Here is a 20250-nt window from a genome sequence, read left to right as displayed (position 1 = left end):
TACCTTTGCAAGAAAAATAGCACAGTCCCCTAAAACGGAACGGGACTAATCAAAACATGGAAACAAAACAGAACGCCATCCCGGTTTCACCTTCACTAAATGATCTTTATAATTTTAAATCCGGCTTAAAAGGCACCAGGCAAATGAAAACAAGGCTGATCTTTATATCGGCACTTTGTATACTTATTGCCGGCCTTATCAGCGTAATAGCCAAAGGCCTTATCTATCTTATTAATATCGTTACCAATATCTCATTTTACGGAACGCTGGATGCCGGCTTTCACAGCCCGGCCAATAACCATTTGGGTTTATGGGTAATTGTTATACCGGCTATAGGCGGCATTATAGTAGGCATTATGGCCCTGTATGGCTCCAAGGCGATCAGGGGGCATGGCATACCTGAGGCAATGGAGCAGATCCTGGTAAATAAAAGCAAAATAAAACCGATTATAACTTTTCTGAAACCCGTATCATCGGCCATAGCCATAGGTACCGGCGGGCCATTTGGCGCCGAGGGACCTATTATTGCAACAGGCGGGGCACTTGGTTCAACCTTTGGTCAGTTATTCAAAATATCGCCCAACGAGCGTAAAATTATTTTGGCAGCAGGAGCAACAGCGGGTATGTCGGCCATATTTGGCACACCCATAGCAGCGGTGTTTTTAGCTATTGAGCTGTTGCTGTTCGAGTTTTCGCCCAGGGCCATATTACCGGTGGCATTAGCTTGTATCACCGGAGCGGCCGGGCACCATCTGTTATTTGAAGCTGGGCCTGTATTCCCGATGCCTGATGTAGATACACCTTCAAATACCGCCCTGGCTATTTACAGCATCATTGGCCTGGTCATTGGCTTTATATCATTGGGGCTTACCAAAATAGTTTATTTTATTGAAGATAGCTTTGAAAAACTGCCTATCCACTGGATGTGGTGGCCTGCAATTGGTGGCCTGGCGGTAGGCCTGATAGGTTATTTTGCGCCGCACACCCTCGGCGTAGGATATGATAATATTATTACTATTCTTTCGGGCACATTATCATTGATGCTAATTGTGCGTTTGTGTTTATTCAAATTTCTTTCATGGGCTATAGCCCTGGGCAGCGGCACTTCGGGCGGTACGCTTGCTCCCTTGTTAACCATTGGCGGTGCGGCTGGTGCGGCTTTTGGCACACTGGTACACCTGGTATTTCCTGATGCGGGCATAAGTGTTCCAATAGCTGCGCTTATTGGTATGGCCGCTATGTTTGCAGGCGCTTCAAGGGCTTATTTAACCAGTATCACCTTCGCGCTGGAGGCTACCATGCAATCGCACGCATTACTGCCTTTGCTTGGTGCCTGTACAGCATCATACCTGGTTTCATTCTTCCTGATGGAAAATACCATCATGACCGAAAAAATTGCCCGCCGTGGGGTATACACCCCTGATTCATACGAACCTGATTTGTTACAGGTATTAACTGTTGCCGACGTTAATAATGAAGTTGGTGAAACCTTAAAAAGCAATAGTACCATAGCCGAAACCAGGGCCTGGCTTACCGGAAATAATATTACCCAAAGTTTTTTTATAGTGATTAATAATGATGGAAGCTATGCAGGCATGGTTAGCCTGACCGACATTTATAACCATAGTATTTCTGCCGAACTCGCCATAAGTAATATAACCAGGGCAAGTAAACAGGCCGTGAAAAGCAATGATCCGCTGAAACGCGTTGTGGAGATTATGGCCGAAGAATCGGTAGAGGTGCTTCCCGTTATTGCCACCGGAAATACCATAGCCGGGCAAATCTCCTATAAAGAGATCTTGAACACCTACTATCAGTACGTTGCCGAAAACAGGAAGCAAAACACACAGATCTCCCTTAAACGGCGTAGGCTTAAAATCGCTGCCCGTGGCCGCAGCAAGGCTAAATCTTAAAAATAAAAGGCGTTTGAATTAAAAAAGGAACCCCGCGTGATGTAAGATCACGCGGGGTTTCTTTTTTTCTGAACACTCCTACCTCGTAAAAATTAAATACGCCGAAGCTGGGTTATTGCTTATTTATTCTATAGCTTTGATTTATAAAATGTTGCTACTTATTTATCAGCATTTTATTTTCCATTTCTGCCAATTACACCTGTTGATTTAGCGTTGCTGTTGAAAGTAATATTTAACCTTTATTAAATCATATTTTATGAAAAAATTTGTAATTGAAAGGGAGCTGCCCGGCGCTGGTAACCTATCGGCCGAGGAATTACAGGCTATTTCACAGGCATCGTGTTCGGTTGTAAATGAATTGGGAAAGCCATACCATTGGATTCAGTCGTTTGTTACGGCTGATAAGATCTATTGCATCCACATTGCCGAAAGTGAAGATGTTATTCGCGAACATGCCATGAAAGGCGGCTTCCCGGTAACCAGTATTGCCGAAGTTAAAGCCATCATTGATCCAACAACAAGCACCGCCACAGTTTAATATCAATGCCGGCTGGTAACAAAAAGAGGCCCGTAGTTTTAATACCGGCCTCTATTATTTTATAGTGATGTGTTTTAGTTACCCACCGAAACAGAAGCGTTGGTTTTAAACAGCGGATCGGGTTTAAAATAATTGCCGCCTGCAAAACTGATCACATAATCAGATTTAAAATGGGTACTTTTTTTATAATAATCGGTACTGATGATCTGTGCACCTGATTTTTGGGCTGCTATAAACGAGCTCATATCATTTGCGCGGGCTTCTTCTGTATCCGAGTCGGCACGGGTACGGATAATGTAACCTTTCTTAACCAGTTTTTGAATGGCTGCCAGGTCCTTTTTAGCATCATTCATAATGTGAATGGCGGCTTCAGGTGTGCCCGGCAATGCATCGGCAAACAATACACGGCCTTTTAACGATGGGTGACCTGCGATATAGGCAGCTCTTTTTTCGCCTTTTTCATCAAGAATAAAAATGAACTTCCCTTTGGCCGCTTTAAGCGTTGGCCAGTTGTTGTGCAATACAGCGGCTTCAAGGGTTTTGTATGTGCCGCGCACATCATCGGGGGTAATTAAATATTGTTTGCCCAGATAGTCTAAAATTTCTTTATCCAGATTGTCAAAGGTTTTAGCTGTAAATTTTTCCGGAACAGTGAACCCTGGTTTTTTTGACGGCTCGTCTTTAGCATTCATGGTAATGTAAATGGGATTATGATCAGGATGTTCATCACTCCATTTCTTCAACTCCTGCAGGCAAAGCTTAAAAGTTGCGCAATTGCTGCGGAAGTCAATATCCTCAATGTGGAATACTTTAAAACCCGGCTCCTTCATTACGCCCCGGGTATCAAAAGCAGGCTGGCCCGGTACCCAATCCAGCCCTTTAGGGTGGGCATACTTGCCACCTTTGGTATCGGCGTAAACGTCTATTTCCAAAGCGTTTAAACCTAAATTAAGCTGGTCGGTAAGACTGATGTGCTCATAATCGATCTTGCTCATACCAACCGAATCGCGCTGTTGCAAAAAACGGAACAGCTTAGGGTTGATGGCTTGTTTATAGCTATTGTGCGAGCCTATTACCTGGAAATGGTTCATTTTCTGGTCGCCTGGATTGCTCAATAGCGCAGATGCTGAAAGAATAATGCCCCCAATTAATCCGCCTGTAAGTTTCATTTTGGTAAATATATTATTGGTTTAACAAAACAAGCGCAAAAGGCAGGCCTTTTGCGCTTGTATAAAAAATGTTACTAATTAATAGCCCGGGTTCTGTTTCAGGTTAGGGTTGGTTTTTAATTCGGTTGATGGAATCGGATATAACCTACGGGTTGGATCGGTGTTCATTTTCAGGTCGTCCGTTTTGCCGCCCATAACCGGTAGTGGATACTCTTTCTCGAATAAGCCATAACGGATCAGGTCATTACGGCGCCATGCTTCCCATGAAAGCTCACGCGCGCGCTCATCCAGCAAACCATCCAAATCAATTGATGTAGCAAGCTCCGCGTGGGCACGGCTGCGTAGTTTGTTTACCAAAGTAAGCGGAGTTTGGGCATCGCCATTGATGGTTGTTGGAGCCGCACCGCGTAAAATAGCTTCAGCTTTCATCAGGTAAATATCGGCCAAACGGAATACCGGTACATCGTTACTGTTTAAACGGGTAGCCTGGATGATGTTAACATCAGGATAGTATTTAATTGAACGTACACCTTCCGATTGCGAGGTTGTCACATCATTACCCAAATCCATTGGTTTTAAGCCGGTAAGGGTTAGTGTTGGGATAATGTTAATTTGTTTGATTGCATTCGGAGCCGGGTAATAGACAGGTTGATTGGTGAAGCCGCCATTGCCATCAGGATAATATTGCGGTCCCGCAAGCCATGTTTTGGTACGGTCATCGCCGGGAATGTTAAAGCGGTTATAGAACTCAGGTGTGGTGCTCATGGCAATACTTAAGCCTACGTTAAAGCCGTATGCTTGCGCCAGGTAATAAAAGAAACCAAAACGGGTAAACTGGTTGCCCGGAATTTGCTGATCATAAGGAACGGCGAAAATAGTTTCATTGACTTGAGCGCCGTTGGTTGGCAAAAATATATCGCGGTATTTTGCATCCAGGAAATAATTGGTGTTGGCCTGCACGCTATCGCACATGGCAACGGTTTCCTGGTAACGGGTGGTACCCGTGTATACACCCGAGTTTAGGTACATTTTTGCGAGCAAGGCAAACACCATACCCTTTGTTGGACGGCCGTATTGTGCTACGTTTGTTGGGCCGTTGCTGCTTTTTGCGGGTAATAACGGTAAAACGGATTTTAATTCGCTTTCAATAAACTCATACACTTTAGCGCGTGGCTGATTGGTAGGTTGCGTAGTCACAGGGAAGTCGGTGATGATAGGAACGTTTCCATACAAATCCATCATAAAATACAGGTACAAGGCACGCATTGCTTTAACCTCGGCAGTTGACGACGCTTTTTTTGTTGCTGACGATGGTGAGTTATTTATAACGCTGATAATACGATTACAGGTATTGATACCGCCAAAGCCCCATTGCCATACGCCTATGACGTTAGGGTGATCAAAGGTCCAGGTGTGGTAGTGCAACTGACGGTACTGCCCCCCATCGTCAAAGTTGCCATCTCGGGCAGGCAGGATAGCCTCATCGGTTGACATATCCTGCATGCGCCAGTATGGTACTGCGTAACTTGACGACAGGTTTGAATAAATAGTACCCAGTAATGCCGTATAATCGGCATCAGTAACAGGGAAATTTGACTTTACATATTGTGATTCAACAGGTACATCTAATTTTGTACATGAATATGTGCTCATGATCACAGCAATAGCGGCACATATAAAAAAAATCTTTTTCATCTTTTGTCTTTCTGAGGTTTTTTAGAATGATGCGGTTATACCTAAGCTGAACGTGCGTGTTTTAGGATAGAAATCGCGGTTATCGATACCCGGGGTTAAGCCGCCGATATTAACTTCGGGATCAACACCACGGTATTTGGTGATGATAAAAATATTATTGCCCGATGCATAAAAACGCAGGCTTTTTATGGCCTGGATGTGTGGCTTGACGGTATAACCCAAAGTAGCGTTATCCAAACGCAGGTATGAGCCGCTTTCAAGGAAACGGTCAGAGATCAGGTAGGCATTGACATCCTTAAATGATTCGCCCAAGGTAAACCTTGGGATGTTCTGCAGTTTTGAATCCGCAGGGTTATTCAATGAAGCAAGGGTGGCGTTAAGGATCTTGTTACCATAAACACCACGCACCAGGAAGTTTAAGTCGAAGCCTTTATAAAAGAAACTGTTGCTCCAACCGTAAACCAATTTAGGCTGCGCATCATATTTAATAAACTGATCAGAAGTTAAAGGCTGGGTTGCTATTACCGATCCGTCGGCTTTTTGATAGGTACTTACACCATTGGCGTTTTTACCCATATAGTGCCACAGGTCAAATGTGCCGATAGCATAACCAGGTTGTATGATCTGACTATAATTGCCCGACTGGCCTTTACCGCCTAACTGCGCGGTTTGTATAAAGTTAAGACCGAACTGGCTGTTCGATAAGCTTTGTACAACGTTTTTATTATGCGAAACGTTGAATGAAGTACGCCATGTAAAAGCTTGTGATTTTACAGGTACCGCATTTAAAACAACCTCGATACCGCTGTTTTTGATTTTACCTACGTTAGCAGTGTAAAACGGATAGAAGTAAAGCGTGGTTGATACCGGGTAGGTATAGATCAGGTCGGATGTTTTTTTGATATAATAATCTACCGAGCCGGTTAAGCGGTTGTTGAACAAACCAAAGTCCAAACCGATGTTGGTGGTAGCAGTACTTTCCCATTTCAAATCAGGGTTATCATTACGTACTGGGCCAATGGGATTAATAATGTTACCATTGCTCAGGAATTTACCGCCGCCCGGCGGCACACCGTAAATTAACCTTGCAGTAAAGGCATCAAAACCTAAGCTGTTACCAGATACACCGTAACCAGCCCTTAATTTCAGGTCGCTGATAACCGGAACCGATTTCATGAAATCTTCGTTAATGATTTTCCAACCCGCAGAAGCCGCCGGGAAGTAACCATGGCGCTGGTTAATACCAAATGCCGATGAACCGTCTTCCCTTAACGAAGCCTGTAACAAGTATTTATCCGAAAACTCATACTGGCCACGGGCATAGAACGATACGAACCTCAACGTAGAAATATAGTTAGGGTTGAACACAATTTGCGAAAGCTGCGTTGGGTTTGACAGCGCCAGGTAGTTGTATGTTAAAGCATCATTTGAAAAGTTTTGTGTTTGCACACCAAAACCATCGTTATTACGGTCTTGCTGATAAGAGTAACCACCTAACAATTTCAATGAATGCTTACCGAATACGCGATCGTAGTTAAAATAAGCCTCAACTACGTTGCTGGTATTGGTGTAAGCACTGCGTACGGCCACTCCATTTTGATTAACATAGATACCAGATTGGCTGGTAGAATAGGTATTAACGTTATTCTGTTCTTTTTGGGTTGATCCCGATATGGTAAATTTTAAACCTTTCAGGATGTCAACAGAGGCAAAACCATTGATCAATGTTTTGTTGTTCTCTGTTTTGGTAAAGTTGTTATTTATTAATGATAACGGGTTCAAAGGACCGCTACCTGTACGGGTATAGTTTTCTTTATAGGTACCATCCGGGTTAAAAGGACTAACCGTTGGCAGGTAGAATAAAATACCCGATAACACCTGGCTTTGGAAGATATCGTTGTTTTTGGTAGCACTGTTGGTAAGTGTGATACCCAATTTTAAACGATCATTAAAAAACCGCTGGTTGATATAACCTTTATAAATAGTACGTTCCAGGCTGGTATTTCTCAATATACCATTGTTTTTCATGTAGTTTACGCTTGCACCATACTCCGAATTGGTGCCGGCGCCGCCATATGAAAGATTATGGTTTTGTGAATAACCCGTACGCTCGGCCAGTTTTTGCCAATTGGTATTTGAACCATCGTCATCAGCAGCGCTTAATTTAGGCACACCGTTGTCTGTTAAATATTTACGCAGCTCGTCGCCGGTAAGTACATCAATGTTTTTTGACACGTTCTCAACGGCGCCATAAGCACTGTAAGTTAACCTTGTTTGACCGGCTTTGGCCCTGCGGGTAGTAACAATGATTACACCGTTGGCAGCACGTGAACCGTAAATAGCTGTCGACGATGCGTCTTTCAGCACGTCGATGCTTTCGATATCGGCGGGGGCCAAAAGATCGATAGAAGCACCCGGCACCCCATCAATTACATAAAAAGGTTGCTGAGCTGCACCTTCACGTAAAGTTGAGGGCCCCCTTAAAATGGTAGCAGGCTGTTTGTTAGGGTCACCACTTTTGGTAATATTTAAACCGGCTACCTTACCCTGCAATAGTTCGGCAGGAGTGGTTAATACACCGGCATTAAAATCTTCGGCTTTAACCGAAGTAATAGCGCCTGTTACATCCTTGCGGCTTGCGGTACCATAACCGATAACTACAACATCTTTAAGTTGTTTGGTATCGGTAACCATAGTAACATTCACCGTGTTCTTTTCGCCAATAGTAACCTCCTTTGGTACCGAGCCTAAAAAGGTAAATTTAAGGACATCGCCGGCGCCGCTTGTTTTTACGGTATAGCCACCGTTAGCGTTGGTTGAAGTTGATCTTCCCGAACTTTTTACGGTTACCACTACACCGGGTAAAGGAAGATTACTTTCATCGGTAACGGTACCTTTTATGGTGCCGTCCTGTGCAAAAACCGCTGACGAGGCTATAAACATCAGCAGGAAAAGACAAATCGTTTTACTTTTTTCAAAAAAGAGCCTTAAAATAAATCTGTAGTTTTTTTTCATAGTTTTAATTAATGACAAACCCTGTTTTAATAGATGCCCAAGTTGAGATAGTAGGGCGATAATTGGTGCAAAGCAACGGTTGTTTTATTATCAGGAAATAAATATAGGGTTAACTTATCTATTAATTAAAATCAATATTGTTTTTCTTATTTACGCTGCTTTTAGCTGGTTTTCAGCTTTTTGCTATTGACAAACAAGCAGACTTTGTTAACCGGGGGTTAACAAGGTTTAAATTTTGGCGTTTTGTAAAAAGGGTGTTATGAAGCGCCTGCTAAAAAATTTGACTTTTTTAAAATCGATCAAAAAAGATACGTTTAGAAGCAATGGCGCAATTTACCGGTTGGCCAGCGAGATCATTGTGTAGGCTCCATTGGTTTGAATAGTAAACATAAACTCGTTGTTTTGGTAAATCTTGCTTCCGGGTTTTCCATAAATTATGTCTCTGAAGTCATGACTTTCAAGATAGTCCTGGAATGAATGATCGTGCAACACAGGACACATGTACAGGAGTTGTTCCATCCTGATGGCGAGGGCTGTTTTTCGTTTCTTATTTTCCCATCTGTCTTTATCCTGGTCAAAAACCCATCCGCTGTTGATTTTATTGAGTTCGGTAGTATAAACGCCCGGCCCTGCTTTCATAAGCAGGATCATATCGGCGGGGGTTATTTCTCTTTCGGCTGTGTTTAATTCATGCTGATGATGGTAGTACAAAATACCCAGCGTAAAGATAGCAGCAAGGGTTAATAAAACAGGCCACCAATAATTCCGACGTTTATCGGGCTCAATAAATTCAGGGTATTCGTCTGGAAACAATTCATGTTTGATTATAGCAAGAGTACGCTTTGCTTCGGCCCGGGCAAGGCCTTCTCCAACCAGCAGGGCCTCAATCTCATGATCCGAATTACCATCGGCAATCATCCATTTTATCTGCTCAATAATTTGTTGCTTATCCATTGGTAATGATGACAGGGTTAGGTTTAGTTTTGAAACTCAAGATACATATTTTTATAAAGGCAACATAACGGGAATTAAAAATGCAGGTGGCGTTTCCTGAACGGGATACGCAAGGTAAAAGCGGTACTATTTTTTTAGCGTACAGTTTATAATTATTATTGCACCGCTTTAGTTCTTCAAAACCAAATGAAACGTATCCTCCCGGTAATCGTACTCTCCCAGTTTTTTTGCACTTCATTGTGGTTTGCAGGCAATGCTGTTATGAGCGATATGGCCAAACAATTGCAGCTTGAACCGTCTTATCTGGCTTACTTAACAAGCGCGGTTCAGCTTGGATTTATTACCGGCACTCTCGTTTTTGCTATTCTTAGTATTGCCGACAGATTTTCGCCGGTGCGGGTGTTTTTTATCTGCGCTCTTATTGCCGCTTTTATCAACGCATTGGCGTGCCTGTCGGGTACAGGTGCTGCTACAATACTGATACTAAGATATTCCACAGGTTTTTTCCTGGCCGGGATTTATCCGGTAGGCATGAAAATAGCCTCAGATCATTATCCGCAGGGATTAGGCAAAGCGTTGGGATTTTTGGTTGGGGCTTTGGTATTAGGCACATCATTTCCGCACCTGCTAAAAAGTTTAATGGGGGCATTGCCATGGCGCTATGTTATTTTGTCAACTTCGGCATTAGCCGCTTTGGGTGGATGTGCTATGGTATTGCTTGTACCGGATGGTGCGGAAAGAAAACCCACACGGGCGCTGAACCCGGCCGCGTTTATACAAAGTTTTGGCAACCGACAGTTCAGGGCTGCTGCCTTCGGCTACTTTGGTCATATGTGGGAGCTTTATGCTTTTTGGGCTTTTGTGCCGGTAATGTTAACAACTTACAACGCCAGGTTCATAGCTGCCGATTTAAATGTTCCGTTGTTATCGTTTCTGATTATTGGGGCTGGGGCGCTGGCCTGTGCGGGCAGCGGCATTATATCTAAATACAAGGGTGTAAAAAATGTGGCGGTACTGGCATTAACAATTTCGTGTACCTGCTGTTTGGTATCGCCGCTATTTTTGTTTGCAGGTTCGGCATGGGCAATGATCGGGTTTTTATTGGTTTGGAGTACGACTGCAATCGCCGATTCGCCGTTATTTTCGACTCTGGTTGCGCAAAATGCCGATCAGCAATTAAAAGGTACCGCGTTAACTATTGTTAATTGCATAGGCTTTGCCATTACTATTATAAGTATTCAACTGATCGCGGCTTTACGAACGGCCGAAAACGCGCGATATATTTATATGCTACTGGCCATAGGGCCGGTTTGGGGATTAATGGCATTGATAAACGGGCGGAACACCAACAAGGGATAGAAAAAAGAAAAGCTCCGGATCACAAACCCGGAGCTTTTCTTTTTATTGCTTAATTATTAAATGCTTACCTGAATTTTATATTAACACTCCCTCCAGATGCCTCTGCGTTAACCGGAATGCCGCCGCCATTGTATTTGCCGCTAACCCGTTCTTTTTCCCATTGCCCGTTAAATTTGGCAACCGATGATGGAGAAACACCTTCACCTCGCAGATCGAGGTCATAGCCCTGGTTTTGCGGAAGTTCGATATCAACATTGCCGGCGCTTGATTCCAGTTTAAGATATTTGCCAACTTTTAGCATTTGGGCGTACAGACCGCCGCCGCTGGTTTGCGCGCTAATACTCCCTGCCATGCGTTTAAGATCAATGCTCCCGCCGGAAGTACTGGTGATGAGCTCGCCGCTGATATTATTTCCATTAACACCGCCACCACTGGTTTCGGCGTTAATATTACCCTTTAAATTTTCTAAAGTTATACCACCGCCACTGGTTTCAAGCCTGATCCTGCCGTTACAGTTTTTAGCCTCAATACCGCCTCCGCTGGTTTCAAGCGAAATATCATCGCCCGAATTGGAAACATGAATGCCGCCGCCCGAGGTGTTACCGCGGATGGTACCGTAAAGCCTGTCGATAGTTAAACCGCCGCCGCTGGTGCTAAATTTTTCGTTGCCTTTTAAATTATCAAGACCAATACCGCCGCCGCTGGTTTCCAGGTCGGTTGCGCATTGCTGCGGTACATAAATGCGAAACGAGATGCTCAATGAGCTTCTCCAGTTAAAAAAGTTTTGACGCTTGCTTTTGGCAATGGCCCTAACTTCATGCCCGCTAACAGATATATCAAGTGTATAATCCTTGTCAAGGCGTTTTTTGATCTCTTCCTTTGAAAGATCATTACCGTTGTTGCCTTTAATATAAACTTCCACCCGCGGAGCTTGGCCGGCCTGCCCGCTAACTACAATACCTCCGGCCGATGTACGTACCACGGCGCTGGTAATGGCATCGTTAGCCAATGATTTGGTAAGATATAACGAACGGCTGTCGCCATCTTGCGCTGCTGCCACCGCGGTTTGCCCGGCAAGCAGAAGAAGTAAAATATAGTTTTTCATAAATGGGGTTTTATTGGTAATACAGCTATGACCACACTTTACCCCTATACGTTACAGGCGTTTTTAATTTTTTATTTAACAGCCGTATTATAAGAAGCTTTGGTGACCGGATTTTGGCAGCTTTGGGCTCAACCAAGCAAATCCCATAAATTACCAAAGGGATCTTTAAAAACGGCAACCGTGCCGTATGGTTCCGCCCGGGGTTCACGAACGAAGATGATGTTTTTATCCTGCATCGCACGGTAATCGCGCCAAAAATCATCGGTCCTTAAAAAAAGAAATACGCGGCCACCCGTTTGCTGTCCTATCCGACTTTTTTGTTCATCACCTACGGCCTTTGCTAACAGCAAGCTACACTCAAATGCCCCCCTGGGCCTTACCAAAACCCATCTTTTATTTTCATTGATCGGTGTGTCTTCGACCAGGTCGAAATTCAATTTTTCTACATAGAATTGAATTGCTTCGTCATAGTCATTAACCACCAATGTAATGTGTGTTATAAATTGCTTCATAAGCAGAAAAATAAGATGAATACATCAACAGTTAAAAAAACTTACTACAGCCGCCATTTAAATGACATGCTGTCGATAGCCCGCATAGTACATAAAATACCATTTAAATGATCATGCTCGTGCTGCATCAGTTCAGACAGGGCATCCATCATTACCCACTGCTGTTGCTGCCAGTTTTCGTCGAGGTAATTTACCGTGATGGTTTTATGCCTTTTAACGTTTACCAGCAGGTTAGGAAAGCTCATGCAATCGTCCCAAAGTTCAAAAAGTTCATCGCTGGCGTCCTGTATTTCGGGGTTAATGAAAACTACAGGCTTGTCAATATTCATGTAAACGAGGCGTTTCATAATGCCCAATTGGGGGGCAGCGATAGCCCGGCCGAAGTTGTATTTCAGCCTTATTTCATGCATTACATTATGCATATCTTCAACCCAACCGCGTACAAGTGGCAGTTCGTCTGGTAATACTGGCGGGCAAACCTGGTAAAGACGCTCATCGCCAAGCAGCAAAATATCGTTCAATTTTTTCATTCCATAGTAAAACGTAAATTTATCACTTCCGGAATCACATTAATCCCTCATGAATTGCTTTAACTTTATCTCAAGACCCAAATAAGCGGAAATGCGGGAAAGTTAAACATTGACTTTCTTATACAAATAAAGTTTTTTTGTAGTTATTTTATATCACATGCAGCCAAAAGAAATTTTAAAAGAGCACGTAAGCAAAACCGCCTCGCTGACCGACGAGCAGTTCGATTATTTCTTTTCGCATTTTACCTACAAAACATTTAAAAAAGGGCAAACTATAATCGGGGAAGGTGATAAAGTAGACTGTGAGTATTTTGTACTTTCGGGCTATCTGAAGTCGTTTTTTATTAACGACGACATGAAAATGTTCATCCTGCAGTTTGCCATGCCTACCTGGTGGGCTTCAGATTATAACGCGCTTTACAGCGGTGAACGTGCTACAATTAGCCTGGATTGTATTACCGATGCCGAAGTACTTTGCCTCACCGGCCAGGACCGCGAAAAGCTTTGCAATGAAATTCACGCAAGCGAGCACTTTTTTCGCTGGCGTACCAACAAGGGCTATGTAGCTGCTCAAAAAAGGCTGCTATCATTTATGAATAATAACGCAAAACGTCGTTATGAAGAGTTACTGGCGCAGTACCCTACTTTGTACAATGTGGTTCCTAAACAATTAATAGCCTCATACTTAGGCGTTTCAAGGGAAACATTGAGCCGTTTATACCATTCTTAAAATGTGATGTACATCACATAAATAAAGTGGTATTTCAATTGTGATGTAGGTCACACAGTTTCCAGGCCATTAGTCCCCAACTTTGTATTGTCATTAAAGACATAACAAAATGGAAACTCAAAAATTTGAAATCATCAGCGCAAAAAGTAACATCGACTGGATTGGTCGTAAAGTTACAGGCGCACACAATGGTACCATCGCTATAAAAGAAGGCTCTTTAACTTTTGCAGATGGACAATTAACCAGCGGTAAATTCGATATCGACACCACCTCTATTAAAATCCTTGACATAACTGACCCGGCTACCAACGCCCAGTTTGCAGGCCACCTTGCTTCCGACGACTTCTTTAATTCAGAAAATTATCCCGAAGCTCAATTTGTGTTTACTGCGATCGACAAAGGCAGCAACGACACTTATCGGATCACCGGCGACCTGACCATAAAAGGCATTACCCGTGCTGTAGGTTTTGATGCGCAAGTTAACCGCGCTGCCGATACGGTAAGCGCAACCGGTAAAGTTGTGGTGGACCGTACCAAATATGGTATGAGGTTTCGTTCCGGAAACTTTTTTAAAGACCTGGGCGATACACTTATCTACAACGATTTTGACCTGAATGTAAACATAACCGCAAAAGCTGTTTAAAACAGCTTTGCTTAAAAACTAAAGCCATGCCATACGTAAAAATTGAACTGACCCGCGAAGGTGTTACCCGCGAGCAGAAACAAATCCTGATAAAGGGTGTAACCGATTTGATTACCGATACCCTGAACAAAGACCCGCATTTAACCCATGTAGTGATCAGCGAAATTGAGCTGGATGATTGGGGATATGCCGGCGAACAGACATCAGTATTAAGAGAAAGAGGCATCACTGCCAACAAGAAATAAGAAAATGAAAAAGCAAACAATAATCGTTACCGGAGCATCATCCGGTATCGGTAAAGAAATAGCCCGTTATTTTTTAGAAAAGGGCGATAACGTAGTCATCAACTCAACAACTGCCGATAAACTGGAAGCTGTTTACCAGGAGCTGGGCGCAGGTGATAACCTGGCCATGGTTGCCGGAAATGTAAGCGATAAAGCCACAGGAGAAAACCTGGCCCAAACAGCCCTTGATAAATTTGGAAGCGTAGATGTGCTGATCAACAACGCCGGTATTTTTGAAACCAGGCCGTTTCTTGAAGTTGATGAAGCCTACCTCGACCGTTTTTTAAACACCAACCTTAAAGGTACTTACTTTACCACCCAGGCTGCGATTCCGCAAATGCTTAAACAGCACGATGGTGTGGTGATCAATATAGGTACACCATTGGTTAACCATGCTCTTGGCGGAGTTCCCATTACAGCACAAATGGCATCAAAAGGTGCAATACACGCACTTACCATACAACTGGCTGGCGAGTTTGGTAAAGATAATATCCGGGTAAACACTATTGCGCCCGGTACTATCCGTACCCCAATGCACGGTGATGATGCCGACCAAAGCGCAGGATTACACCTGCTGAACCGGGTGGGCGAAGTTGAGGACGTAGCCCAAATGGTGTACGCCGTTGCCAAAAACAATTTCATCAGCGGGGCCATTATCAATGTTGATGGTGGCATGGCAGCAGGCCATAATTTAAATTAAGTGTAAAATTCTTTCATCAATTGCATTATGCCTTGCTTAGCAGCAGGCATAATGTTTAATTTATCAATAAAAATGGAAACTAACGATCAAAGTAAAGCTGCCATTGAACAGGCGCTTGAAAATTACTACTTCAAAGGGATTTATGAAGGTAATTTAGATTTGTTAAACCAGGTAATGAATACCGGCACACTGCTTTTTGGCGATGTAAAAGGACAGCCTTATGCCAAAACATTGGATGTTTATTTGGATGGGGTAAAAAACAGGGTAAGCCCTAAGGATTCGGGCAAACCATTTGACGGGAAAATCATTTCTGTTAAAGCAGTAAATTCAATTGCAGTTGCCGAAGTACAGGTAAAAATGTACGATTTTAATTATCATGAGTTTTTATCGTTCCATAAACTCGACGGCAAGTGGCTCATTGTAAATAAAATGATCAGCGATACGAATTAATTTCGTTCCGGTGATAAATTGACCTATGGTCTTCAGTCAGAAGTCGTAAGCTCTAAGTGCAGAAAAAGAAAATCAGACTTGTGACTTCAGAATTAGTACTATCCACTTAATACTAAAACCATGTGGTATAACACAAAAGCAACGGAACTATTAGGTATTGATTACCCTATTTTGCAGGGGCCTTTTGGCGGTAATTTATCGTCGGTTGAATTGGTTGCCGCGGTATCAAATGCCGGCGGGCTGGGCGGCTACGGGGCTTACACCCTGAGCGCGCCCGAAATTGCAGCGGTAGATAAACAGATCAAAGCAGCAACCAATAAACCGTACAATATTAACATATGGGTTTCGGAAACCGATGCACCTGACGGTGCAGCTACCGATGCGCAGTATGAACATGCAACACAATTGTTTAAACCCTATTTTGATGAAGCCGGGATCCCATTGCCGCCCAAGCCCGATCCCTTTAAATTACGGTTCGAAAACCAGTTACAGGCGATCCTTGACCTACGCCCAAAAGTATTCAGCTTTATGTTTGGCACGTTGCCTGCTTATGTGATTGAGCAGTGCCGTAAGTTAGGCATCGTTACCGTAGGCGCAGCTACCACGCTGGATGAGGCTATAACGCTGGAGGCAAGCGGGGTAGACCTGATCATAGCTTCAGGCTTTGAAGCCGGCGGCCACAGGCCATCATTCCTTGCCCCCGCCGAATCATCAACCACCGGTACTTTTGTGTTACTTCAATTAATTAAGGAGAAAGTAAAAGTGCCCGTTATTGCCGCCGGGGGCATTGCTAATGGCCGGGGGGTAGCCGGAGCCTTAACACTGGGTGCCGATGCCGTGCAGATAGGTACAGCGTTTTTGGCATGTGAGGAATCGGGCGCGCTTCCTATCCACAGGCAAATGCTTTTTTCGGATGCGGCAAAATATACTACCTTATCCCGCGCGTTTACCGGCAGGCTTGGCCGGGGTATTACCAGCAGGGTTGCTAAAGACCTGGCCGGAAAGGAAGCGGGATTTTTACCCTTTCCCCTGCAAACAACTTTTATGTCGCCGTTGAGAAAAGCGGCGCTTGACCAACAAAAATGGGATATGATTTTGTTTTGGGGCGGACAGATAGCACCAATATTGAAACACACCAATGCCACCGCGCTGATGCAATCATTAATTGAAGACACTACTAAAATTATGAACCCATGAAAAACGAAGTTAATGTAACCTACCTGGGTGGACCAACCATCATTTTGGAGATCGGCGGCTTAAGGCTCATGACCGACCCTACGCTTGACCCCGCGGGTGAGCAATTCATGATCAACGATAAGCCTGCCTACCATAAAACCGAAGGCCCGGCTACTACCGACATCGGTAAAATAGATGTGGTTTTACTAAGTCATGACCAGCACGGCGATAATCTTGACCACGCCGGCCGGGAGCTGCTTAAACAGGTTGATAAAACATTAACCACCAAAATAGGAGCCGAAAGATTAGGCGGCAATGCCCTTGGCCTGGCACCATGGGAAAGCATAGCGCTTAACGATGAAGTGGTTATAACAGGTACACCTGCAAGGCATGGCCCCGCTGGCAGTGAAAAACTTACCGGCGATGTAACGGGTTTTATTATAACTATCGCCGGGCTCCAGATCTATATCACCGGAGATACCGTATTTTATGATGGCGTAAAGGAGGTTGCAGAAAAATTTAAACCTCAATATGTATTCATATTTGCCGGGGCAGCCAAACCCCGCGGCCCGTTCAATGTAACTATGGGCACCAATGATGCTATTGATACCGCTTTTGCCTTTCCTGATGCTACAATTATTCCAGTGCATTTTGAGGGCTGGTCGCATTATACCGAAACGGGCGAGATGCTGCAGCAATCATTTAACGCGCTGGGCATTAGCGGTCAGCTCAGGATTTTACAGCCGGGCATACAAACAAGTTTATAAGCAATTACTGGTATCATTCCCGCTCGTGGCTGGTAATTTGGGGTTCTGATAAATTTCGGGATCTTCAATTGGTGCAACCACCTTTTTAGCGGCGCGCTCTGTAGCAAATGATGCTACCACGCAGGTAACCAGTATCAATATAATGGTGCCGTTCAGGATATTGTCGTCAATAATCTGCGCCTTGTATCCCACTAAAATAATGGCAAGGGTAGCCGCGGCATGTGCACTGCTTAAACCGAAAATGAGGTTGCGCTGTATGCCCGAATATTTGAATATTTTTTGGGTAGATAATGCCGCCAGCCATTTACCCAGCAAGGCTCCAAGCGTTAAGCTTACTGCCACAATGGTAGCCTGCGGTCCGCGGCCCAGCACACGCAAATCAACCAGCATGCCTACACTGATCAGGAAGAATGGAATAAATATGGCATTACCCACAAAATCGATCCTGCTCATTAGGGTTGATGACTGCTGTACTGCTTTATTTAAAGCAAGCCCCGCCACAAAGGCCCCTATAATGGGTTCAACTCCTGCCAGCTGGGATAAAAAGGCCGACACGAACACAATAAAAAGCACAAACACATATGGCAGTGTTTTACTATCGCGATAGCGGTTAAAAAACCAGTTTGCCAACGGCGGGATCAGCACAAACATGATGAACGCGAATATCGAAAGCGAAATCATCAGCTGCAGCCAGAAGCCGAAACCCAGCCCCCCATCCTTAGCGCCCATAATTACGGGCAGCAAAATCAGTACGGCGGTATCGGTCAATATGGTGCCCCCTACACTTATGGCGACGGCCTCATTTTTTGCGACGCCATATTTGCTCACTATGGGATAGGCTACCAGTGTATGCGTGGCAAACATACTGGCCGTTAATGCCGATGTTATTAACGAATAACCGAGCGCATAATAACAAACAGGAAAACCGATGAGTATTGGGATGCAGAAAGTAAAGAAGCCAAACACAAAGCTTTTATGTTTCTTCTGCTTAAACTCGTTCAGATCAAGCTCGATGCCGGCAATGAACATAATATAGAGCAGCCCGATGGTAGAGAACAGCTCAACCGCCGAATTTTTGGTAAGCAGGTTTAACCCATGCGGACCAACCGCTATGCCAGCCATAATAAAACCCACAATACCCGGAATTTTGAACTTGCCCATGATGATTGGAGCAAGTAATATGATCAACAATATCAGCGAAAAAACAAGTACCGGGTTACTAAACGGCAGCTCAAGCTGTTGTGTTAACCGGCCCAGGATATCGGCATTATGCATGCCGCAAATTTAACACATAATAGCTTATTTTCTTCGGTCGATAAATTTAACCGGCTTGCGTACCGCTTCAGGGAATTGTAATTTCTGCATCTCATCGTGCTTACTACGGTAAGAATGACAATAGTTGAAATAATAAACTTATTGTACTCGGGGTTATAGGCCGATAATCTGTCTATCCACGAAAGCTGCGCTGTATGCTGATTTTGTTCTTTTTTTGACGCGATAAAATGCGGCAGGAACACCAGCGAGCAAAATGAAGCGCCGATCAAACTAAAGGCCGCAAACAGACCAAGATCTTTCAGCATTTTCGACTCTACAAATTCCAGGGAGAAAAAACCGCCGATAGTAGTAAAACTGCCCACGGTAAGCGGCATAGCCAAATCACGAATTACCTGCTCAATACTGCGGGTATGCCGGTAATGGTTAAACACATGCAGCGAGTAATTAACCGCGCCCCCCAACACCACCGAACCCGTACCTAAAGCTATTACCGAAATACTGCCTTTTACAAAGTAAACCACAGCCAGCGAAAACAATGCACCAAACAAAACCGGCACCAGTATCACCACAGGAGCCCGCTTTTTCCTAAAATAAAAACCCAGGAACACGATCAGGAAAACCACCGTAATGCCCTGCGTAAACATGGAATCCTTACGCAATTGCAGGGCGTTACCTACCGATACGGCTGTGGTACCGAAATAGCTGCAATCAACTGATTTAAAGCTTTTAGTTTGTAAACTATCGATAACCTGGTCGATGCCTTTAAGCATTATCGCGTTCTCGCCGGTGTTATTGGGCGAATATTTTGGCGTAATAAACAGCAACAGGTTTTTGTGATCTTTGGTCATCACATAGCTATCATACAGTTCAAATTTTTCGTCGTATTGCAGCTGTTGTAATTTTTTTAGACCGAGGTATGAGATGCCAACCGGGTCGGCACTGATCATGCTTTTCAGCGCCAATCCAGCAGGCGAGGTTAGTGTGCGCAAATCGCGGGCAAGGGTTTCTTTTACCTGATCGGGGCGGATAAGTGTGTCAATATTTAAATAATAGCACTCGGTAAGGTAAATGGGCAGTTTTTTATTAATAGTGCCAAAAAGCGCCAGCACCAACCCGTCATCAACCTTTGCATTGATCTTACTTACATAACGGGGAAGTTTCTGCTGAACGATTTCCGTAAAGCTATCAGCAAAAGCGATGAGGCTATCGGGTTGCTGCTGCGTGGAATCTTTAAGCGATACCATTATCACCAGCTTATCAACAAACTTGGAGTTTTGAAAAATATAGTTGAGCTTCTCTATCTTTTTATCCTTCGGCAGTATTTTGGAAATATCCTCCTCAAACCTTATCCGCGAAGCAAAAAAACCGATAAGCACAAAACTTAACGCAAACACTGTATAAACAACGGCTTGCGGGCATTGAAATAATTATAGAT

General features: G+C 44.0%; 19 protein-coding genes. 10 read left to right on the top strand and 9 right to left on the bottom strand.

All coding sequences use genetic code 11. The features are described 5' to 3' along the window. The first annotated feature begins 56 nt into the window (after nucleotides 1–56). Nucleotides 57–1913 (top strand): chloride channel protein, encoded by a 1857-nt coding sequence (locus BLS28_RS23645; RefSeq protein WP_091173314.1) that lies wholly within the window; start codon nucleotides 57–59, stop codon nucleotides 1911–1913. A 256-nt stretch (nucleotides 1914–2169) separates the two neighbouring features. Continuing rightward, nucleotides 2170–2451: a DUF4242 domain-containing protein gene (locus BLS28_RS23640; RefSeq protein ID WP_091173310.1), complete on the top strand. Its 282-nt coding sequence runs from the start codon at nucleotides 2170–2172 to the stop codon at nucleotides 2449–2451. A gap of 74 nt (nucleotides 2452–2525) precedes the next feature. On the opposite strand, the gene BLS28_RS23635 is transcribed toward BLS28_RS23640, so the two are convergent. The 4 genes from BLS28_RS23635 to BLS28_RS23620 all read right to left on the bottom strand — a co-directional run bounded on the left by BLS28_RS23635 (nucleotide 2526) and on the right by BLS28_RS23620 (nucleotide 9284). Further along, complete coding sequence (locus BLS28_RS23635; protein WP_091173307.1) at nucleotides 2526–3620, bottom strand: phosphatidylinositol-specific phospholipase C1-like protein; 1095 nt, start codon at nucleotides 3618–3620, stop codon at nucleotides 2526–2528. A gap of 78 nt (nucleotides 3621–3698) precedes the next feature. Next, nucleotides 3699–5315, bottom strand: a complete 1617-nt coding sequence (locus BLS28_RS23630; RefSeq protein ID WP_091173305.1) for a RagB/SusD family nutrient uptake outer membrane protein — start codon at nucleotides 5313–5315, stop codon at nucleotides 3699–3701. A gap of 21 nt (nucleotides 5316–5336) precedes the next feature. After that, entirely contained in the window at nucleotides 5337–8330 is a 2994-nt protein-coding gene (locus BLS28_RS23625; protein ID WP_091173302.1) for a SusC/RagA family TonB-linked outer membrane protein, read from the bottom strand. 333 nt (nucleotides 8331–8663) lie between these two features. Continuing rightward, nucleotides 8664–9284, bottom strand: a complete 621-nt coding sequence (locus BLS28_RS23620; protein WP_091173298.1) for a hypothetical protein — start codon at nucleotides 9282–9284, stop codon at nucleotides 8664–8666. Nucleotides 9285–9470: 186 nt separating this feature from the next. Here BLS28_RS23620 and BLS28_RS23615 point away from each other — a divergent pair, with 186 nt between their 5' ends. Continuing rightward, nucleotides 9471–10643: an MFS transporter gene (locus BLS28_RS23615; protein WP_091173295.1), complete on the top strand. Its 1173-nt coding sequence runs from the start codon at nucleotides 9471–9473 to the stop codon at nucleotides 10641–10643. A 64-nt stretch (nucleotides 10644–10707) separates the two neighbouring features. On the opposite strand, the gene BLS28_RS23610 is transcribed toward BLS28_RS23615, so the two are convergent. The 3 genes from BLS28_RS23610 to BLS28_RS23600 all read right to left on the bottom strand — a co-directional run bounded on the left by BLS28_RS23610 (nucleotide 10708) and on the right by BLS28_RS23600 (nucleotide 12790). Beyond that, complete coding sequence (locus BLS28_RS23610; RefSeq protein WP_091173293.1) at nucleotides 10708–11748, bottom strand: DUF4097 family beta strand repeat-containing protein; 1041 nt, start codon at nucleotides 11746–11748, stop codon at nucleotides 10708–10710. Between the two features lie 128 nt (nucleotides 11749–11876). After that, on the bottom strand, nucleotides 11877–12260 hold the full coding sequence (locus tag BLS28_RS23605) for a VOC family protein (RefSeq protein WP_091173290.1): 384 nt from the start codon (nucleotides 12258–12260) through the stop codon (nucleotides 11877–11879). Between the two features lie 44 nt (nucleotides 12261–12304). After that, nucleotides 12305–12790: a peptide deformylase gene (locus tag BLS28_RS23600; protein WP_091173288.1), complete on the bottom strand. Its 486-nt coding sequence runs from the start codon at nucleotides 12788–12790 to the stop codon at nucleotides 12305–12307. 157 nt (nucleotides 12791–12947) lie between these two features. Between BLS28_RS23600 and BLS28_RS23595 the strand changes: the two genes are divergently transcribed. The 7 genes from BLS28_RS23595 (at nucleotide 12948) to BLS28_RS23565 (ending at nucleotide 17540) form a co-directional block, all read left to right on the top strand. Beyond that, nucleotides 12948–13520, top strand: coding sequence for a Crp/Fnr family transcriptional regulator (locus BLS28_RS23595; RefSeq protein ID WP_091173285.1), 573 nt, complete (start codon nucleotides 12948–12950; stop codon nucleotides 13518–13520). Nucleotides 13521–13629: 109 nt separating this feature from the next. After that, nucleotides 13630–14163 carry a YceI family protein gene (locus BLS28_RS23590; protein WP_091173282.1) on the top strand — a complete coding sequence of 178 codons (534 nt, stop codon included), beginning with the start codon at nucleotides 13630–13632 and terminating at the stop codon, nucleotides 14161–14163. Between the two features lie 26 nt (nucleotides 14164–14189). After that, nucleotides 14190–14408 carry a tautomerase family protein gene (locus BLS28_RS23585; protein ID WP_091173280.1) on the top strand — a complete coding sequence of 73 codons (219 nt, stop codon included), beginning with the start codon at nucleotides 14190–14192 and terminating at the stop codon, nucleotides 14406–14408. 4 nt (nucleotides 14409–14412) lie between these two features. Next, nucleotides 14413–15147 (top strand): SDR family NAD(P)-dependent oxidoreductase, encoded by a 735-nt coding sequence (locus tag BLS28_RS23580; protein ID WP_091173276.1) that lies wholly within the window; start codon nucleotides 14413–14415, stop codon nucleotides 15145–15147. 72 nt (nucleotides 15148–15219) lie between these two features. Beyond that, complete coding sequence (locus tag BLS28_RS23575; RefSeq protein WP_218134502.1) at nucleotides 15220–15597, top strand: nuclear transport factor 2 family protein; 378 nt, start codon at nucleotides 15220–15222, stop codon at nucleotides 15595–15597. Between the two features lie 120 nt (nucleotides 15598–15717). After that, a complete protein-coding gene (locus tag BLS28_RS23570) occupies nucleotides 15718–16794 on the top strand; it encodes an NAD(P)H-dependent flavin oxidoreductase (RefSeq protein WP_091173269.1) in 1077 nt (358 codons plus the stop codon). Continuing rightward, nucleotides 16791–17540: an MBL fold metallo-hydrolase gene (locus BLS28_RS23565; protein ID WP_091173266.1), complete on the top strand. Its 750-nt coding sequence runs from the start codon at nucleotides 16791–16793 to the stop codon at nucleotides 17538–17540. Before BLS28_RS23570 ends, BLS28_RS23565 begins: the two co-directional genes overlap by 4 nt. Here the strand turns inward: BLS28_RS23565 and BLS28_RS23560 are convergent. Both BLS28_RS23560 and BLS28_RS23555 read right to left on the bottom strand, forming a co-directional pair. Continuing rightward, entirely contained in the window at nucleotides 17535–18815 is a 1281-nt protein-coding gene (locus BLS28_RS23560; protein WP_091173261.1) for a cation:proton antiporter, read from the bottom strand. The genes BLS28_RS23565 and BLS28_RS23560 overlap by 6 nt on opposite strands. Continuing rightward, entirely contained in the window at nucleotides 18785–20209 is a 1425-nt protein-coding gene (locus BLS28_RS23555) for an MMPL family transporter (protein WP_091173258.1), read from the bottom strand. Before BLS28_RS23555 ends, BLS28_RS23560 begins: the two co-directional genes overlap by 31 nt. Nucleotides 20210–20250: the final 41 nt, after the last annotated feature.

The sequence above is a fragment of the Mucilaginibacter gossypii genome (assembly GCF_900100945.1).
Lineage (GTDB): Bacteria > Bacteroidota > Bacteroidia > Sphingobacteriales > Sphingobacteriaceae > Mucilaginibacter > Mucilaginibacter gossypii.
This window is presented reverse-complemented; position numbering and strand designations above follow the sequence as displayed.

Bases quoted from the DNA above. Each gene is read 5' to 3' on its own strand.
- BLS28_RS23605 (WP_091173290.1), bottom strand. From the start codon at position 12,260: ATGAAGCAATTTATAACACACATTACATTGGTGGTTAATGACTATGAC.
- BLS28_RS23620 (WP_091173298.1), bottom strand. From the start codon at position 9,284: ATGGATAAGCAACAAATTATTGAGCAGATAAAATGGATGATTGCCGAT.
- BLS28_RS23575 (WP_218134502.1), top strand. From the start codon at position 15,220: ATGGAAACTAACGATCAAAGTAAAGCTGCCATTGAACAGGCGCTTGAA.
- BLS28_RS23565 (WP_091173266.1), top strand. From the start codon at position 16,791: ATGAAAAACGAAGTTAATGTAACCTACCTGGGTGGACCAACCATCATT.
- BLS28_RS23610 (WP_091173293.1), bottom strand. From the start codon at position 11,748: ATGAAAAACTATATTTTACTTCTTCTGCTTGCCGGGCAAACCGCGGTG.
- BLS28_RS23585 (WP_091173280.1), top strand. From the start codon at position 14,190: ATGCCATACGTAAAAATTGAACTGACCCGCGAAGGTGTTACCCGCGAG.
- BLS28_RS23560 (WP_091173261.1), bottom strand. From the start codon at position 18,815: ATGCATAATGCCGATATCCTGGGCCGGTTAACACAACAGCTTGAGCTG.
- BLS28_RS23570 (WP_091173269.1), top strand. From the start codon at position 15,718: ATGTGGTATAACACAAAAGCAACGGAACTATTAGGTATTGATTACCCT.
- BLS28_RS23630 (WP_091173305.1), bottom strand. From the start codon at position 5,315: ATGAAAAAGATTTTTTTTATATGTGCCGCTATTGCTGTGATCATGAGC.
- BLS28_RS23645 (WP_091173314.1), top strand. From the start codon at position 57: ATGGAAACAAAACAGAACGCCATCCCGGTTTCACCTTCACTAAATGAT.
- BLS28_RS23635 (WP_091173307.1), bottom strand. From the start codon at position 3,620: ATGAAACTTACAGGCGGATTAATTGGGGGCATTATTCTTTCAGCATCT.
- BLS28_RS23590 (WP_091173282.1), top strand. From the start codon at position 13,630: ATGGAAACTCAAAAATTTGAAATCATCAGCGCAAAAAGTAACATCGAC.
- BLS28_RS23615 (WP_091173295.1), top strand. From the start codon at position 9,471: ATGAAACGTATCCTCCCGGTAATCGTACTCTCCCAGTTTTTTTGCACT.
- BLS28_RS23625 (WP_091173302.1), bottom strand. From the start codon at position 8,330: ATGAAAAAAAACTACAGATTTATTTTAAGGCTCTTTTTTGAAAAAAGT.
- BLS28_RS23595 (WP_091173285.1), top strand. From the start codon at position 12,948: ATGCAGCCAAAAGAAATTTTAAAAGAGCACGTAAGCAAAACCGCCTCG.
- BLS28_RS23600 (WP_091173288.1), bottom strand. From the start codon at position 12,790: ATGAAAAAATTGAACGATATTTTGCTGCTTGGCGATGAGCGTCTTTAC.
- BLS28_RS23640 (WP_091173310.1), top strand. From the start codon at position 2,170: ATGAAAAAATTTGTAATTGAAAGGGAGCTGCCCGGCGCTGGTAACCTA.
- BLS28_RS23580 (WP_091173276.1), top strand. From the start codon at position 14,413: ATGAAAAAGCAAACAATAATCGTTACCGGAGCATCATCCGGTATCGGT.